Below are 18,159 nucleotides of genomic sequence, written 5' to 3'. Positions count from 1 at the left end.
TTCTGAGACTTGCGTCACCCGGACTCAAGGAGCCTAATCCGTTTGTTCGGTTAGGCTATACGACGGGTGGCACGCCTTTCAGGGTGCGGCGGAAAAGGGAACGGAATTCCGGGGATCTTCGATCGCCCGGCTAATCTCTCGGAACCCTGCGGGTTCTCGGACTGGCGCCGCATGAGAACCACACTAGACAAAGTCTTCGCGAGTCTTTTACTCTCGCTCCAGCACGTTGCATCCTATTGTTCTGACGTGTTTTGCCCATGCCCGAAATGCCCTTTCAACTGACCACGGTCACTCGCGTGTTTGAGGAGGGGACCCAACTCTTGGAGGCGATGGGGTATTCCGAAATCTCCGCTTTGGAGGCGGACGGGCAGAAGTCTCGGACCTGCTTTGAAGCCAAAGCTAGAATTTTGCTGGAGGACGCCAGCCTTTCACCAGCCCTCTCCTTGCATCGTCGAAATTTTCGAGCCGATCTCGAAGTGGACTCGGTGACCTTGAGATTCGATCCGCCACGACGTTCACCTGAGTGGGAGGAACCGCTGATGCTGCGGATTCATTTCGTGCGATGGGTCGTGGATGAGGTGTGCCATGCAGCGGTGCCTGGGCTTGGCGTTTACGTGTTCGCCAACTCTCCCGCGCTCCTCCTGGAGCGCCTGGAGGCTCATGTTCGTCTGGTGTTGGCCGGTGCGGGTCCGCAACTCAGCCTGAGTCGGTTGGCTCAGCTCGAGCGAGTCTCTGAGCTCCGGGTGGGGCACTTGGAGTTGGCCGCGCACCGCAAGACGCCGAAGGAGCTAGCCATGGCTGGAGAGGCCAAGGAGGAACAGTCATCCGCGCTGAGTCAACTGGCCGAGGAACTGCCGCCGCGACGAAGGACTGGGGGCGCAGGTCGACGCAACTCTGGAAAGTCCGCCCCTGCCGGAGTGTCTGAGCCCGCTTTCGAGTTGGATGCCGAGCTTCAACAGTTGGCCGAGCTGTTGGCAGGACCAAATGCTCGTAGCGTGCTTTTGGTGGGTCCTCCCGGGTGCGGGAAGACCGCGCTGGTGCGCGAATTGGCCCGACGTCGGAATCAGTTTGGTTTTGGCCACAGCTCGTTTTGGTCTACCAGCGGTTCGCGGCTGATGACCGGACAGATCGGCTTCGGAATGTGGCAGGAACGCTGTCAGTCTCTCTGCCGCGATGTTTCCAAATCCCAGGCGATCCTTCATCTCAACGGGCTGGATGAGTTGCTTCAGGTGGGCAAGGCTTCCCGTGGGGAACAGAGCGTGGGTAGTTTCCTGCGGCCCTGGATCGCGCGGGGCGAGGTGCTCGCGATCGCCGAATGCACGCCGGAGCAGTTGAGCATGATCGAGCGCGAGGAGCCACACCTGCTCGGTGCGTTCCAGCCGTTGGCTATCGCGGCGCGTACCGCTGGACAAACTCGAGAGATTCTCGGAAAGGTTCTGGCTGTGTCTCCAGGCGAAGAGGGCATGGATGGTGTAGCCAATGAGCTGGCACTGGCTCGGCTGCATCGGCTTCACGAGCGCTATGCCACCTACTCGGCGAATCCTGGTCGTCCGTTGCGCTTTCTGAAGAACTTGTTGGCCGACCGGTTTCCGGAGAAGCAGTTGAACGAAGGGCAAGTCATCGCTGCCTTCTCGCGGGAGACGGGCTTGCCCCCGATGTTGCTGGATGACGAGATCGACTTGGATCTAACGGCGACGCGGGAGTGGTTTGCTCAACGCGTGCTGGGGCAGCCTGAAGCTGTAGCTCGAGTGGTGGAGCTGCTGGTGGTGGTTAAAGCGAGGCTCGCCCGGCCACGTAAACCTTTGGGTTCCTTCTTGTTCATCGGACCGACCGGCACCGGAAAAACCGAGATGGCGAAGTCATTGGCCGGTTTTCTGTTCGGTGACCCTCGTCGCCTCGTCCGTTTCGACTTAAACGAGTTCAGTGATCCGGTGTCGGTTCAGCGGCTGATTGGCGGCCCGTTGACGAACGGGAATGAAGGGTTACTCACCGCACGAATCCGGGAGCAGCCATTCAGCGTCGTGTTGCTGGATGAATTCGAGAAAGCGGATCGAAGCTTTTTTGACCTCCTGCTGCAGATTCTCGGTGAGGGGCGGCTCACGGACGCCTCCGGTCGAGTCGCCGACTTTTGCAATAGTGTCATCGTGATGACCTCGAACTTGGGCGCGGAACGAATCCAGCGCGGGCCGACCGGTTTCCGATCGGACGCCGGGTCGAGCGCTCAGGTTCAATCCGATTTTTCTGACGCAGTGCGCCAGTTCCTACGTCCGGAGATTTACAATCGGCTGGACTCCATCGTTCCATTCCATGCTCTGGCGCAGGATACGGTGTTGGCGATCGCCAGGCAGCATCTGGACTCGCTCCGATTGCGGGATGGTCTCCGCCTCCGCTCTATTCGGTGGCAATGGCAGCCAGAGGTCGCCCACCATCTGGCCGGCCGCGGGTATGATGTGCGGTATGGCGCTCGCCCTCTCAAACGCGCCATCCAGCAAGAGTTGCTGGTACCGTTGGCCGAGGCGATCAACCAATACCGGAGCACTACCGCCCTGCAGGTATCGGTATGGTTGAAGCAAGGACGGATTCAAGTAAAAGTTCAGGCTCAGGAGGAAAACGACCCACAGCGCACTAGCCCAGCTGTTCATTCCATCATTACGCGACTGGTCGAGCAGCGCCGTCGTGTGGGTCGGCTCGTGCGGTGTGTTTCGTTCAGCAGGATAGAGGACGAAGTGGCCATGCTTGAATCTCTGGAGCGTCGACTCAAGCCCAACGCGAGCAAGGCACCGGAAATACAAGTCCGTCTGGCTCGATGGCCGAAACTGCGCGCCTGCTTGCGAGCGGTAACCGACCTCCTTGAGCGGGCCAGCCAGTTCGAGACGGACGCGTTGACGCTATTCCATGGGCGTGCAGCGATCGATGAGAGCCTGATGACCCAGGAGTTGGATGCTCTGACGAAGGAGTTGCGGCACTTGAAGCGTGAAGTGGTTCGCCACCAGCAGTCCTCACCGGATGATGTTGTACTCGCCTTCTACTGTGAGGATCGATCCTCGTTGCTCGAGTTGGCGCTAACCTATTACCGCCTCGCTTTGGATCTGGGGGAAGTCCTCAAACTCGACTATCTGCGTCTCCCGGCCGGCAAGGCATCGAATGTGACCAAACTGGTCCGTGAAACCCCTCAGAAACTGAGTGTCTTTCTCGCCTCGCCGCCGGAAGAGTTGATGGGTATTGTGATGCATCTGCGGGGCGATTTGTTTGCCGTTCGATTTCAATCGGAGGCTGGCTTGCACCTCATCCAACGAAGGAACAAAGGGTTCAAAGTGCTGGTCGAGTCCGCTTCGCCACCTGTGGACAAATATGAGCCACCACCCGGCATCCATCGCCAGGGCGGTATTGACGCCCGGGGCGCGTCGAACTGTCGGACCTATGTTGAGGAGAAGGGAGTTGTCCGAGATCGGAAGCTCGGCGATCGACCTTGGGCTGGTGAGGGATTGAAACAGTGCTTGGCAGTGCTAACCGAGGAGCGCTTGGAGCTGGCCGTCGAGGAGGCCACCCGCTGAGTTCCTATGATCTTTTCGATCCCAATCTTTATCGAGGAACGCTCTTCGGGGCCGGGCATCTCCCCGACCTTTGTCGTTCGACCGTTATTCCAGCGAGAACCCGTGCAGCGAGCCGAGAAACTGACTCGCGCTCTGGCTAAGCTTTCGAACAACCTCCACCAGCTCCTCCTTGGGTTAGGTCGAAGCCCCCGCCATGACGACCTGGCGGCATGGACCTTTGATCCTTTGTTGGACGAGACCACGATTGAGCTGCGGCTTGAGCTCAAGTCTGGCTCGCATCGTCGACTTTTTTTCCTGGTTGGCTATTCCTCGTTCGGTCGAAAACTCTATTTTTGTCCGAAGCTGCCCGAACTCCATTTTGAAGTCTTGTCCAACCAGACGTTGGCGGATCGCGCCGTCACGGTATTCACCCCACATTTTCGGGAAATGGAACGCGACAGGGGCGCAGTGGATCTGGATGACTTTGCTCTGATCGGAAAGGGGCGCCTCACCATTCTCGAAGTGGCGCTGGATCCCGCTTCACTCGCCACGAAGAAGAGTGGCACAACCCGGGCCGCGTTGTTTGGCGGCCAGGAGAAGAAGGAGGGTGAAGTGGAGTTGCGAAGAACAGGTCGCCGGTTGAATAGCATGTATCCGGACGACCTGGAGCGCGCCTTTTATCGTGATCATGAGGTTGAGGAGTTGGATCGCTTGTTGGTTGCCGATGATCGTCGACCGGTTCTGCTGGTCGGTCCCAGACGGGTTGGAAAGACCACGGTGCTGCACGAACTCGTGCGGCGAATCTGCGCCCGTCGGAAAGGAGGTTCTGGTGACGGGCCGGATGTCTGGCTCGTGTCCCCTATGCGCCTTATCAGCGGAATGAGCTATTTGGGCGAGTGGGAGAATCGGGTGCTGGCTATCTTGGAACATGCCCGAGAGAAAGACCTGGTGCTCTATTTCGACGACTTGCTCGGGTTGTTCAGCGCCGGGGTCAGTTCCGCCTCCGACCTCAATGTTGCCCAGGTACTTCGTCCGTGGCTCGAACGTCGATCGGTCCGGTTGGTTGCTGAAATCGCCCCCGAGGCCTGGCGCAAGCTCCAGGAACGAGACCGCGCATTCGCCGATCTATTTCACCTCATCCCGGTAGAAGAACCGTCCGACGCTGAGACCTTGCGCATCTTGATCCATGTCGACCGATCCCTGGAGGAAGCGCATCGCTGCGCGTTCGACTTGGAGGTGGTCCCGGCGTCCTGCGACCTGGTTCGTCGCTTCGGCACCGACGCCGCGTTCCCTGGAAAAGCGGCGGACTTTTTGAAACGGTTGGCCGCTCGGCATTCAGGACAACCGGTCACGCGAGCGGATGCGTTGGAGGAGTTCCAGCAACAGAGCGGGCTGCGCGTGGCCATGCTGGATGGCTCGGTGAAGTTGGAGCGCAGCAGTCTCTTGGAGCAACTGCGCACGAGGGTCGTGGGTCAGGACAATGCCCTGGAAGCCTTCGCCGATATTCTGGTGACGCTGAAAGCACGCCTCAACGATCCGCGCCGGCCTTTGGGGACTCTGCTCCTGCTGGGGCCAACGGGGGTAGGTAAGACACAAGCCGCCAATGCTCTGGCCGAGCTTCTGTTTGGCGGCAAGGAGCGGCTGTTGCGTTTCGACATGAACGAGTACGTGGACGCGTCATCGGTTCTCCGATTGACCGGTTCCCCGATGGAGCCGGAGGGCTTGCTGACCAGTGCCGTGCGACGGCAGCCGTTTAGTGTGGTCTTGTTCGATGAGATCGAGAAGGCCTCTCCGGAGCTTTTCGATCTGTTGCTCGCGGTCCTCGACGAAGGCCGGCTGACCGATTCTTTGGGGCGAGTGACGGATTTCACTCAGACGGTGATCCTGATGACCTCAAACTTGGGCGCACGTGAGTCCCGGGCGCGACTCGGCTTTGGAGTCGGCTCCGCTGGTTCCGCAGCGGATGACACTGCCTATATCTCCGCAGCTGAGAAGTTTTTTAGGCCTGAGTTTTTCAATCGTTTGGATCGAGTCGTTCCTTTTCGCACTCTGGATGCCACTCACTTGGAACGCATTTGCGGCCTGCTCATTGGAAATCTTCTGACGCGTGATGGATTGCGCCGTCGGGATGGTGTGTTAACGGTGGCCCCAGCCGCTATCCAGCGGCTGGTGGGATTAGGGAATCATCCCCAGCTGGGTGCGCGCGCCCTGAAGCGAGTGATTGAACGGGAAGTAGCTCAACCACTGGCAGAGCTGCTCGTCGCGTTGCCGCCAGGGACTGCCATGATGGCCTTGCTGGCCGCGAAAGAGACGGGATTTGCCGTCAGCCTGAGAAGTTTGAATCCCGTGGACCGTTCGGTAACCTGGCCAGAGACTTTAGGACCAGCCAGTCCGCTGGCATCCGATCCGAATTGGACCGTCAAGGTTCTCGATGGAGTGCGACGCGCTTTGCGCCGAATCGAAACGGAGTTGGGAAAGAACGCGCCTGCGGGAACGATTGAACTGGCGGCTCTTCCTGCTCATCACGTGCGCTACTTCCTTGGTCGCGAATCCATCGTGAATGTGCTTCAGCTCATTAAAGATGTCGAGGATGCGCAAGTCATGGCTGGCCGTCCTAAACGAGCATCCAAGCTGCCGCGGGCCAGGACCTTGCGTCCAGAGAGGTTGTTTGACAGTCCTTCGGGAACGTTCTTGCACCGATTGAGGGATGTTTTTGCTGTTAGGCATTCGCTTGAGGACTTGGAGGCCGACGTTGTGGAGCTGCCGGATTCGCCACTCGCGGCCTTGCTTCGCGAGGTTGCCCTGCTTGAGGCACTCGCCCAAGCGCCTATGGATGGCGAGAAGGAGGTCCTGCTACTGACGTTCCGTACGTTGTTGGCCAAAGACAACGATCTGATGCACCGCCTCGTTCGATTGCATGTCGAAGCTCTTGGCTCGATTTGGGGGGCTTCCAAGTTGGTGTCGGTGGAGTCCCTCGGGGAAAAGAACCTGGGCGGGAGTGGGAACCTCAGTGAGCCTCAGGGACGCTCGATGGCGATCCGGATTGTCGGCCACGATGCCCGCCGGTTTTTGCCCGAGGGACCCAACCTCATCCTGATCAAGCGGGCCGACGGAGGCACCGGAGTCATCCTAACGAGCCTGGAGACGCTGGCCGCGGACAGCAACGGGGGGGCACAATGCCAACAGCTTTCTCCATCCGTAGATGACATGGATGTTCATTCTCTTGGGCCCGTGATTCAGCGTGTCGTTGAGAATCAGGGAATGACAGACTTTCGGAGCGGGGTCACCGTTCCGGATCGGCCCTCGGACGACGAGTTCCGAAGTTTGCTACTCTCGATGTTGCCTTTGCCACCGGAGGTTGCGGTGAGTCTATCGCGGGAGAGTTGATCTATGGGCAGCCACCATTACCCCATTTTGACCTGGCAGGATGCCTCAGGTTGGTTCACGGCCTCACTGGTTGGGGACCTGGAGGGCGCTGCGGCTAACGGTTCGACCCCTGAGGAAGCGGTGCTTCAGCTTAAGGAATTATTGGACTGGCGTGTGGACCACGAGCCTTGGGCGGTTGATTCAGAAGTGCGTGAGGCGGTCCTGATCGAAGTGAAAGTTGAGGTCCGACCTCAGTATCGCCATGGCGCCAGGATCATACCCTGCCCGGAAACCCTGTTCCTGCGGGTTCCCTGCGTGACGGGTAAGCAGGACAACGGGCTGCTTCTTTGTGTTGTTCCGCACCTTCCGGCGCAGTTCAACTATCAGGATCATTCGGCTCTCCCGAACTTGGTCGCTCATTACGTCAAAGAATCTCTCCGGGATGTCACCCCTGAGCAACTGGCCTCCAGTTTTCCGTCGGCCCGCTGTCGGCTAGAGACGCTGCCTATCCCAAGCCTTGGGGAAAGGGTTCGCCGCGTCATGCCTGTGGATAGGCCTGAGCTAAAGTTACTGTTTACAGTAGCCGACCCGCTCCTGTACGACGTTGGTCGCAAACGGCATGCATCGGCGGCTTACGGTCGTGAGCAGCTGTCGGAAGTGGTCGCCCGCAAGTTGGGGAAGGAGAAAGCCAACGTTCTGCTGGTCGGCGAATGCGGCGTGGGTAAAACCACACTCCTACTGGATTCGGCGAAGCGCATGACGCGAATGGAGCGAGCTTCCTCGCCCACGGAATCCGGCAAGGATCAGAGTTACTCAGATGCAGGGGAGGCTTCGTTGCGCTGCTGGAGAGGGAGCGGTGGCCGTTTGATCTCGGGAATGCGTTTTCTGGGTGAATGGGAGGAACGATGCGAAGCGTTGATCGCCCAGTTGAAAGAGATTGATGGAATTTTCTGCGCTGAGAGCCTGCTCGAGCTCCTACAAGTTGGCGGCCAAGGCGCAGGCGACAGCGTGGCGGCCTTCCTGCTCCCCTATCTAGAGCGTGGCGAGTTGCGCATGGTTGCGGAAGCGACCCCGGAGGAGGTGTTGGCGTGTCGTCGATTGCTTCCCGGATTGCTCGATGTCTTCCAGATTGTGCCAGTCCCCTTATTCGACGAGTCGACTGCGGAGCTGGTGCTTCAACGAGTAGCTTCCACTCAGGCTGCCACGGCGCAACTCGACCTTGAAGTGGGCGTTCCGGCACTGGTGTTCCGTCTGTTTAAGCGCTATCAACCTTACACGGCTTTCCCCGGGCACGCTGCCAATTTCCTCCGAAGGCTAATCCAGGCTCCTCCCACGGGCGCCCCAAGCCGCAAAACGGTCACTGCTGGCGACGTTATCGCGCAGTTCGCCCAGCTTACAGGTCTGCCGGAAGTCTTCTTACGCGACGAGTCGCTGCTGCCTATTGAGCAGGTGAGAAACCGACTCGTCGCCGAGATTGTCGGTCAGCCCGATGCGGTTACTGCTGGATCCCGGCTGCTCGTTTCGATCAAGACCGGACTGACTGATCCGTCCCGGCCCTTGGGCGTGCTGCTGTTCTGCGGGCCTACGGGCGTGGGAAAAACTGCGTTGGCGAAGGCGCTCGTCGAGTTTTGTTTCGGTTCCAATGGCGCGAAGGATCGACTCGTTCGCTTGGATATGAGTGAGTATTCAGGGTGGGGATCGGCTCAGCGGTTTCTTCAAGGCGAGAATGGCCGACCTGCGTCATGGATCGAATCGGTTCGCCGCCAGCCTTTCTGTGTCGTCCTGTTCGACGAGCTCGAAAAAGCCGCTCCGGAGATTTTTGACATTATGCTGGGCCTCATGGACGAGGGTAGGCTCACCGACCGCTTCGGACGCATCACCTGGTTTCGCAGCGCCATTGTCGTCATGACATCCAATCTCGGTGCATCGACACGCGATAGCGCCGGCTTTGGCATTGGCACCGAGGTTGGCCAGGAGGCCGAAGTCACGAAGTTCTTTCGCCCGGAGTTCTTCAATCGTCTGGATGAGGTGATTACTTTTAAGGCGCTCGGTGCCGAGGATGTGAAGCAGATCGCGCGGAAGGAACTTTCTGAGTTGGCAGCCCGCGAGGGCTTGGCGGCAGCGAACCTGAAGGTCACTTGGTCTGATCGTGTCGTCAGCTCGCTGGCTCGCGATGGTTACGATCACCGTTTCGGAGCTCGCCCCCTGCAGCGCGTCATCGAAAGTCAGGTGGCCGTGCGCCTAGCTGAGTGGCGGATGGCTTGGCCCAAGGCCCGCAACCGCACGCTGCACCTCGACTTGGATGAAGAGGGAAGGGTGAGCATATTGGATCGGGCGACCGAACCATGATTCGGTCGACCTTCCATGAACCGGTCGCTCGCTTCGGTGTCCGGAGCTTTGCAATCGCAAGCGAAAGAACCAGGCGCTGTGGACTTCGGAGACATGTCCTGAGCTTTCCTGCGCGTGGCGGAGTGGCTGCTGGTGTGCCTCTTGTGAACGCCCCCGTTAGAGGGACTGAACTCGGGCGAAGGAAAAGCGGTGTCGTGCCACCGCAGTCCATAGAGCTGCCCCGCTCGCTCCCCTGCCACCAGGTTCATGGCCTCCATTCACGTCCATTTTTCGGAGGTGCCCCTCTCCAGAAACTTATTTACGAACCCCTTGAATATCAAAAGACATCTATCTTCTCGCACGCAGTGCCTTCTAGCAGCAAACGCCGCTGACGCGATCCCACAGTTTCCACAGCTAACAACAGTCGTGCCTTCGCGCCGGCGGGGTTTGCTGCTAGGCAATGATGTCGTGGACTACGTTTCCGTAGACGTCGGTCAGGCGGAAGTCCCGGCCGGCGTAGCGGAAGGTCAGGCGCTCATGATCGAATCCCAGGAGTCGCAGCATGGTGGCGTGTAGGTCGTGCACGGACACCGGTTTGTCGACGGCCCGAAAGCCAAACTCATCGGTAGCGCCATAGATCGTGCCGCCCTTAACACCGCCACCTGCCAGCCACAGGGAGAACCCCCAGTGGTTGTGGTCGCGGCCTTGTGCGGCCCCGGAGCCGTTCTGTCCCATCTCCACGGAGGGTGTGCGTCCAAACTCCCCGCTGCAGAGGATGAGAGTCGATTCGAGCAGTCCGCGCTGCTTCAGATCCATGATGAGCGCCGCCAAACCCTGATCGCACTCGTTGGCAACTTTCCGGTGCTCCTCCCGAATGTTGGAATGGCTGTCCCAGGGCTGAAGGTTCCCATGCCAGGTTTGCACGAAGCGAACCCCTCGCTCGACCAACCTCCGAGCCATGAGCAGCTGACGGTTCTGGGGTCCTTCACCGTAGGCTTTTCGAATGTGCTCGGGCTCTTGATCGATGTCGAACGCGTCGGTCGCTTCCATCTGCATACGGTAGGCGAGTTCGAAGGATCGGATGCGCGACTCCAGCGCGGTTTCTCCCGGACGTGATGCCAGATGGTCCGCATTCAGCTCCCGGAGAAGTTCAAACTGAGCTTTCTGGGCCTGAGCGGTTACCCGCGTGTTTCGGATATGCTCGATGAGCTTCTTGGGGTCGGCCTGGGAAGTGTCGATATGGGTTCCCTGGTAGGCTCCGGGCAGGAAGGCGGACCTCCAATTCCCCGCGCCCCCGACCGGCATGCCACCCGGGCACAGGGCGACAAACCCTGGCAGGTTCTGGTTCTCCGATCCCATGCCCCAGGTGAGCCAGGATCCGAGGCTCGGACGGACCTGCCTTTGATCGCCGGTGTTCATGAGCATGAGCGACAGCTCGTGGCTGGGGAGTTCCACGTGCATCGACCGGATCACGGCCAGTTCATCGGCGCACCGGGAAAGGTTTGGCCACAGGTCGCTGATGGGAATGCCGCTCTGCCCGTGATTTCGGAACGTGAAGGGAGATGGCAAGGCGACGCCGGTCTTTCGTTCGGTTTGCAGATTCTCAAAGGGCAGCATCTGGCCACCGCGCTTGGTCAACTCCGGCTTGGGGTCGAACGTGTCGACCTGAGACATGCCTCCGTTGAGAAACACATGAATCACGCTTTTGGCTCGGGGCGCAAAATGCGACGTCACCTCGGCGGCCTGTGCCCGGGAGCTGAGCAAATCGGCGAGCGCGAGCGATCCGAAGCCCATCCCGCACCGTTTGAGAAAGTCCCGTCGCGAGGAAGTAAGCCAGGTGTGCATAGAAGGGGAGGAGCTGAGTCTTAGTCGACGAAGGAAAATTCGTTGGCGGCAAGGAGGGTGTGGGCGACCTGTTGCCAGGCTGCCGTCGAGGAGGGTTCGGCGGCGGAGCGGACGAAGCGTAGCATGCGATCCTCTTCGGCGGGATTGGGCTCTCGTGAGAAGATCCGACGGTACAGCTCGCGAACGCGACGCGCCTCGTCGTCTCCTGCGCTCGCCGCCACCTGGGCGGCCAACGCTATGGCACGGTCTTGAATGAACTCGGAGTTCAGCGCGAACAATGCTTGCTGAGGGACGGTGGTGTCGGGGCGACGGGCGGTGCAGGCGCTGGGGTTGGCGGCGTCGAAGGTGCTGGAGAGGTTTGAAACGATGTCACGGTTGACGAAGGCGTAAACGCTACGTCGATGCACCTTGGGCTGGTTTTGGCGGTCGAATGGCCGGCCGCCGATGGTGAGGTCCAGCTCTCCGGAGGTCGCCAGCATGGAATCGAGCATCGCCTCGAGCTCCAACCGGCGGCTTGGCATCCGCCACAACAGCTCGTTTTCAGGGTCGATATTCCTGGCTTGCTCATTCTCTGCGGCGCGTTGGCCATAGACGGCCGAAAGCATGATGCGTCGATGGAGCTGTTTGATCGACCAACCTTCCTCCGCAAAAGTGGAGGCGAGATAATCCAATAGCTCTGGATGAGTAGGACGGTTGCCTCTTGTGCCCCAGTCGTCCGGGGTTTTTACCAATCCCTGTCCGAAGTGGTGTTGCCATACCCAATTGACGAGCACTCGACGGGTGAGCGGATTGTTTGGCGAAACCACCGCGCGAGCAAGCGCCAGCCGGCGATTTCGATCCGGCCAGAGCCCTGCATTGGTCGGGGAAATCACAGAGAGGAATCCGGGCGCGACCACCGTACCGCGCGCTAGTGGATTGCCGCGCTGGAGCACATGATAGGTCTCTGGTGTGGGACTCTCCTCCAGTGACATGGCTCGAGGTGGTGAGCCAGCGGCGTTCAAATGAAGCTCATGGATGGAACCTCGACGACCGGCGAGGTTATCATTCACTGTGCGGTTCAACAAAGTGAGGGCGATCGGATCGGGTACGGAGGTGGGGCTGGAACTGCCGTAGAGATGGCGGCGGAGTTGCCGTGTCACCGGACTATTGATCTCAAGCTGACGGGGGTCCTCGTCGGGGATGATTTCCGCTCCGGGTGCGGCTTCGGCGGAAGCCGTGTGCAGAGCCTTCAACCACCCTTGATGCGCGCTGGAGAAGACCTCCCCGTAGACATCGGCCACCTCGATCATGGTCCTTGGGGCCTTGCTGGCCAGCGCTTTTAGGATGAGTGGATTCCAGGTGGGCGCTTCGGCGGTCAAGCGGTGCAGGTCTTTGAATTTGGCTGGATCTCCGTTCTCCTTCTCCAGGGTCTTGACCAGGTTGGTGCAGGACTCCGCGAAACCTGCTGCCGGGAGTCTAGCCAGTTTCACCCACGGGCCGAAGACTGGTTCCTGCTCTGGCATTTTCGCGAGATACTCACGCCAACGGTTGAGCACCAACGGTCGGATGTCGTCGGTTCGGTAGGACAGGAACGCGGTGGAGAGATCCTGTTCCGGGACCCCCTTGGCGAGCTCACGCAGGTAGAGCCCCACTTGCATGCGCAGTCGGGCTCGCATGACTTCATTCTGTTCCGCGGCCATTTCGTCATGCCGAGTTTGCAGGCGTCCCAGTTCGCGCTGGTAGTCGCGGTAAGCATCCGTCTCCTCAGTTTTGCCCAACAGCGGGAGAAGTTCCGGAGAACGGCTGGGTGCGAGCGCGGCGTAGAGGGAGTAGTAATCCTTGGTGGGGATGGGATCGTACTTGTGATCATGGCAGCGAGCGCAGGCCACCGTCAGCCCCATCAGGCCGCGTGAGATGACGTCGATCTGGTCGTCAATGACGTCGTGTCGGTTGCGATACTGCATCCCTACTGTCAGGAATCCCAGTCCGGCGAGGGCGGGGTCATTCTCGGGGAGTCCCATCTGGTCGGCGGCGATCTGCTCCGTTAGAAAGCGGTCGTAAGGGGTATCGACGTTGAAGGAGCGAATCACGTAATCGCGGTAGGTGTATGAGAACGGGAAGCGCGTGAAACCGATGGCACTGCCACCCAGGGTGTCCGCGTAGCGAGCCAGGTCCAACCAGTGTCTTCCCCAGCGCTCGCCGTAGCGTGGCGAGGCAAGCAATCGGTCCAGCACCTTCTCTTTGGCCTGGGGGGAGTTGTCCTCGACAAAGGCTTGGACCTCCTCCCAGGTCGGGGGAAGGCCGGTTAGGTCGAAGGTGGCGCGTCGAATCCACTGCCAGCGTGGAAGCGAGCCGGCTAGGGTGAGTCCACGCTTTTGGAGCGCCGCGACGATAAATCGGTCAATGTCCGTGTGGCTCGGATCCAGTTGTGCCGGGAGGGCCGGCTGCCGGACCGGGGCGAAGGACCAATGCGACCCGGCGGCTGGGGAGGGCGCCGCGTGGCTGGGTTGGGCGGCCCAAAGCAAGAGCAGTCCCGTCCAAATCCTGGCTGCGGAGCGCCGCCATGCTCTCGACTCGAGGGTTTGTCGGGCCTTGCGGCTGCGTATGCTGCGCATAAAGCTCATAGAGCGAAATCCAATGTAACTCCGATGACCATTCTCTGGTTAACTTTATTCAGGTCATTTTGGAAAGGATCGGATGTATCCTGAACTCCTCGAGCAGAATCGTCAACCTAAGGAGACAGTGATGAGTGATGAGTGATGAGTGATGAGTGATGAGTGACGAGTGTTGACTAGCGCTCGGCGTGTTCCCGTCCGCTCGTAATCGTAATCGTAATAGTAAGCCCGTCCCCTTGTAGCGTCGTCCGTCCCTGGACGATTCCCTTCGACAACCCTAACTCATCGAATAAAAGTGGTTCCCAAGGCGAAACTCCCTGGTAGGTTCGGACTCATGAAAGCCTCCTCGGTGGTCTCCGCGATTTTAGGATTGGGATGCATCGCTGTCTGCGTCCAAGCGGCTCCTCCCTACCTTCAGTCGATGACCGACAAACCGATCTTGCACGGACGCCATTGGATGGCGATTACCGGAAAGCCGGCCGGGGCGACGGCTGGGGCTCTCATGTTTCAGAATGGGGGAAATGCCATCGATGCGGCCTGTGCCATGCTCGCGGTCGTCTGCACCATGTATGACGATGTGAGCTGGGGAGGGGAAACCCAGGCTTTGATCTACGATCCGCGCACGAAAAAGGTGATCGGCGTCAACGGGCTCGGCGTGGCTCCAACGGGCGCAACCCCCGAGTTCTTCCGAAGCAAGGGCCTGCTCTACCCTCCGAGTGAAGGACCGTTGGCGGCGGTGACGCCCGGCAATCCCGGGGGGCTGATGCTGATGTTGGCGGAATTCGGAACTCTGTCCCTCAAAAAGGTGCTGGGCCCAGCCATCCAGATGGCTGACGGGTACCCTATCGAGGCGGAACTGGTCCGCAAGATCGAGAACGGCAAGGCCAAGATCAAACAATGGCCTTACTCGCGAAAAGTCCTGCTTCCACACCTGGGCCAGGAGCATGAGGCGCCGGAGCCAGGAGAACTTTTTCGCCAGCTGGATCTGAAAGCGACGCTGGAGAAACTGGTTGCAGCGGAGTCGGAGGCTCTGGCTTCGGGCAAGAATAGGAGGGAAGCGATCTATGCCGCGTACGATCGGTTTTACCGAGGGGACATTGCCCAGGAGTTCTGCCGCGGATCGCAAGAGCAGGGAGGCTTGCACACCGTCCAGGATCTCGCCGGCTGGAAGGCGAGAACCGAACCGCCGGTGGTTACCACCTACAAGGGAATCGAGGTCTACAAACTCACCCATTGGACCCAGGGACCGGCCATGCTGCAGGCCCTGAATTTGCTCGAAGCTCTTGACCTGCGAAGCATGGGCTACAACAGCGCTCGTTATCTGCATGCGCTCTACCAATCCATGAACCTGGCGTTCACCGATCGAGACTTCTATTACGGAGATCCCCTGACCCCTCCTGCGGAACCGATCGCCGGGCTGCTTTCGAAGGGGTATGCCGATCGGAGGCGGGCCACGATCGATTGGCAGCGGAACCCCAAGGAGATCTTTCCGGGGGATCCCTATCCCTTTCAGAACGAGACCAACCCCTACAGCCATCTGCTCACCAATTGGCATCGATTCAGGGGGCAACGAAAGCTGACGAATGGGGTGGCTTCCGTCCCAGCCAGCATCGAGTCGGTGTTCCAGATGGGAACCACCTCCATTCAGGCGGCTGATGCCTCGGGGTGGGCGGTTTCGGTCACGCCCAGCGGAGGCTGGATGCCGGCGTGCATTGCGGGAAGAACGGGAATCGCGATGAGCCAGAGGATGCAGAGCTTCGTTCTGGATCCCGAGGAGAACCCGTTCAATGTCGTCGCTCCCGGAAAGCAGCCGCGGGTGACACTCACCCCTTCGTTGGCGCTCACCAATGGCCGGCCTTTTCTTTGCTTCTCGGTGCAAGGCGGCGACACCCAGGACCAAAATCTGCTTCAGTTCTTTCTGAACATGACTGAGTTTGGAATGAATGTACAGGAGGCCTGCGAGGCGGCGAACATGAACAGTTATCAAATGCGGGCATCGTTTGACCAGCATCCTTCGGAACCCGGACGGATGACGGTCAACGAAGAGGTGCCTTCCTGGGTGCGCCGGGAGCTCCTTCAGATGGGGTATCGGCTCGACTTTCAGCGGAAGTCCTCGGGTCCGATCACCGCGATCTTCTTCGATCAGCGGCACAATACTTTTTGGGGCGGGGCGAGCAATCATGGCGAGGACTACGGAATTGCGTGGTGAGCCTCCCCTTTGAATTTTCGCAGACAGGGCCATTCTAATCTGCTATGTACCCTGCTCATGAAGACAGTTGTCTGCCTCCTCTGTGTTTGGGCTCTCAGCTTCATCTGTCTCGGAGGTGCGATCGAAACGGATTCATGGCGAATTCGTAACCCCGATCCTCATCTTCTCGATGTGAGCAGCGGCACCTTCGCGGGCGAATTGTATTTCGCCTTTGGTCGGTTCGGCGCGTTTTCGGTCTCGAGGAACGGTCAAGATTGGGTGGCCGTGGACAGCCAAACGTCTGTCGACATTGCCGCCGTCGCCTTTGGAGCCGGCCGCTATATAGCCGTGGGCGCTTTTGGTGAAATTCTCTCTTCAGATGATGGAATCCATTGGGAGAAGGAGTTTTCTGGATCCCTCGGCACGTTGTACTCCGTGGCTTACGGGAATAACGTGTTTGTGGCAGTCGGAGAAAATATCCTAACTTCATTTGATCAAGGACGCACGTGGCAGGAATTTGTCTCCGGAGGAGACGGATCGGTGTTGACGCAAGTGGTGTTCGGTCATGCTGGATTCGTGGTCGCGGCTCCAAACGCCGGGATTTTGACTTCTCAAGACGGGAGGCTGTGGGAGTTTCAGAGAAGGCCCTATCTCAGCTCGTTGGCTTATGGGAATGGCGTCTATGTCGCAATGGGATATAGGGCTTCCTACACCTCGTCCGACGCTCGTCACTGGGAGATACACCAGACTCCTGACGAGAGTGCTGGGGCCGCCTGCTTTGGCGCCTCGCTATTTGTTTCCGTGGGCGCCACCTCCATCTGGACCTCGTCGAATGGTACCTCGTGGACGGAGGCTTTCAAAACCGACCGGGGGGAGGTGAGAATCCTTGCTCACGGGACCGCTGGTTTTCTGATGATCCGATATGATGGCTCTCGGATCCAGTCGGAGGACGGAATTCATTGGTCAGCCAGCCCTCAATCCACCTCAAGGGACTTGTCGATCATCATCTATGGGCAGGGCATCTTCGTCGCTGCAGGTCAGGGCATTATGACATCTGCCGATGGCATCCGGTGGAATTACGTTTCCCCGCCCACACCGGCGCGGATACTGGATATCGCCTTTTTAGAAGGTGTGTTCGCGGCAGCGACTCAGGACGGCACGGTTCTAACATCAACCAATGGCGTCCACTGGACCCAATCGGCGGGGTATTATTCTATTTCCACCCTGGCTGCCGGAAACAAAACATTTGTGGCCAGCGGCACCTCCGTTGAGGGAACAACGGCGCTGTGGGTATCTAAGGATGGAAAGACTTGGGAACCGCAGATCGTCCCGCAGTTTCAGACTCGTCCATTGGAAAAAGCCGTATTTGCAGACGGTACCTTCTTGGGCCAAGTCAGATTATCACCTACCGAGTCATTTTTCGCACGAAGCTCTAATGGGAGGAGCTGGGAAGTCCTTCCCACCTCCTCGGCCGTGGGACGAGGCTCGCTGCTAGCCTACGATCGGGGAATCTTTGTTTTGCGCGATGAGGCCAATCAATCTTTGATCATCAGCACCAATTTGCAGGATTCGGTAACCGTGCCCTACGGTTCGATGGGAGTGGCGTTCTTCCCCCTGGTCGTCATGGGGGACGGGGGAGCCTTCTTTTCATTTGGCATCGACCCGATCGGCGCCAAGATATTGCAGTCGAAGGACGGGGTGCACTGGACGGACGTGGCATGGCGTCCTCCCAATCAGAAATTCATTCGTGATGCCATTTTTGCAGACAGCTCCGTCTTCGGCGTGGGTGAGGAGGGGCTTATCATTCAATCGCCACCCCGCGAAGGCGGTTTGCCTCAGATCGTTGCGCAACCTGCAAATGCGACGGCCAGCCTAGGGGGTGACGCCCAGTTTACGGTGCTGGTATCGAACCTGGCGGGCTTAGAATTCCAGTGGCGCAAGGATGGGGTGCCCATCATTGGCGGGACCAACGCCACTCTCCTGCTGGCAGGCGTTCAAGCATCGGAGGCCGGCATCTACGTGTGTGCCGTGCGCAATTCGGTCGGAGAGGCGGTGTCGCTTCCTGCACTTTTGAAGATCGTTCAACCGGAGGTCGGGGAACTGAGCATTCAGTATTATGCTGGTATCACCATTGCCGGAACGCCGGGGAGCACTTACCGAATCGATTACACGACTGAGCTTTCCAGTTCGCCGTCGTGGGTGACGGCAACGAATCTCCTCATTCGGGATAATCATCAGATCTGGGTTGATCTGAATTCTGTCGCGGCCGAGCGACGCTTCTACCGAGCCACGAGGATTCCCTGAC

At 59.2% G+C, this 18,159-nt stretch carries 7 protein-coding genes; 5 read left to right on the top strand and 2 right to left on the bottom strand.

The window, feature by feature from the left end; all coding sequences use genetic code 11:
- Positions 1 to 257: 257 nt before the first annotated feature.
- From JNN07_14155 to JNN07_14145, 3 genes are read left to right on the top strand one after another with little or no spacing between them, the layout of a single operon-like run.
- Positions 258 to 3,554: an ATP-dependent Clp protease ATP-binding subunit gene (locus tag JNN07_14155; protein ID MBL9168878.1), complete on the top strand. Its 3,297-nt coding sequence runs from the start codon at positions 258 to 260 to the stop codon at positions 3,552 to 3,554.
- Between the two features lie 6 nt (positions 3,555 to 3,560).
- On the top strand, positions 3,561 to 6,920 hold the full coding sequence (locus tag JNN07_14150) for an ATP-dependent Clp protease ATP-binding subunit (protein MBL9168877.1): 3,360 nt from the start codon (positions 3,561 to 3,563) through the stop codon (positions 6,918 to 6,920).
- 3 nt (positions 6,921 to 6,923) lie between these two features.
- Positions 6,924 to 9,248 (top strand): AAA family ATPase, encoded by a 2,325-nt coding sequence (locus tag JNN07_14145; protein ID MBL9168876.1) that lies wholly within the window; start codon positions 6,924 to 6,926, stop codon positions 9,246 to 9,248.
- 432 nt (positions 9,249 to 9,680) lie between these two features.
- Here JNN07_14145 and JNN07_14140 read toward each other — a convergent pair whose 3' ends face one another.
- Positions 9,681 to 11,072, bottom strand: coding sequence for a DUF1501 domain-containing protein (locus JNN07_14140; protein ID MBL9168875.1), 1,392 nt, complete (start codon positions 11,070 to 11,072; stop codon positions 9,681 to 9,683).
- A gap of 20 nt (positions 11,073 to 11,092) precedes the next feature.
- Positions 11,093 to 13,675, bottom strand: coding sequence for a DUF1553 domain-containing protein (locus JNN07_14135; protein MBL9168874.1), 2,583 nt, complete (start codon positions 13,673 to 13,675; stop codon positions 11,093 to 11,095).
- A 325-nt stretch (positions 13,676 to 14,000) separates the two neighbouring features.
- On the opposite strand from JNN07_14135, the gene JNN07_14130 reads away from it, so the two are divergent.
- Positions 14,001 to 15,875 (top strand): gamma-glutamyltransferase, encoded by a 1,875-nt coding sequence (locus JNN07_14130; GenBank protein MBL9168873.1) that lies wholly within the window; start codon positions 14,001 to 14,003, stop codon positions 15,873 to 15,875.
- A gap of 57 nt (positions 15,876 to 15,932) precedes the next feature.
- Positions 15,933 to 18,158 carry an immunoglobulin domain-containing protein gene (locus JNN07_14125; protein ID MBL9168872.1) on the top strand — a complete coding sequence of 742 codons (2,226 nt, stop codon included), beginning with the start codon at positions 15,933 to 15,935 and terminating at the stop codon, positions 18,156 to 18,158.
- Position 18,159 lies beyond the last annotated feature (1 nt).

Source organism: Verrucomicrobiales bacterium, assembly GCA_016793885.1.
Lineage (GTDB): Bacteria > Verrucomicrobiota > Verrucomicrobiia > Limisphaerales > UBA11320 > UBA11320.
The sequence above is the reverse complement of the archived record's forward strand: the minus strand, read 5'-3'. Positions and strand labels throughout refer to the sequence as shown.

Bases quoted from the DNA above. Each gene is read 5' to 3' on its own strand.
- JNN07_14125 (MBL9168872.1), top strand. From the start codon at position 15,933: ATGAAGACAGTTGTCTGCCTCCTCTGTGTTTGGGCTCTCAGCTTCATC.
- JNN07_14155 (MBL9168878.1), top strand. From the start codon at position 258: ATGCCCGAAATGCCCTTTCAACTGACCACGGTCACTCGCGTGTTTGAG.
- JNN07_14130 (MBL9168873.1), top strand. From the start codon at position 14,001: ATGAAAGCCTCCTCGGTGGTCTCCGCGATTTTAGGATTGGGATGCATC.
- JNN07_14135 (MBL9168874.1), bottom strand. From the start codon at position 13,675: ATGAGCTTTATGCGCAGCATACGCAGCCGCAAGGCCCGACAAACCCTC.
- JNN07_14140 (MBL9168875.1), bottom strand. From the start codon at position 11,072: ATGCACACCTGGCTTACTTCCTCGCGACGGGACTTTCTCAAACGGTGC.
- JNN07_14145 (MBL9168876.1), top strand. From the start codon at position 6,924: ATGGGCAGCCACCATTACCCCATTTTGACCTGGCAGGATGCCTCAGGT.
- JNN07_14150 (MBL9168877.1), top strand. From the start codon at position 3,561: ATGATCTTTTCGATCCCAATCTTTATCGAGGAACGCTCTTCGGGGCCG.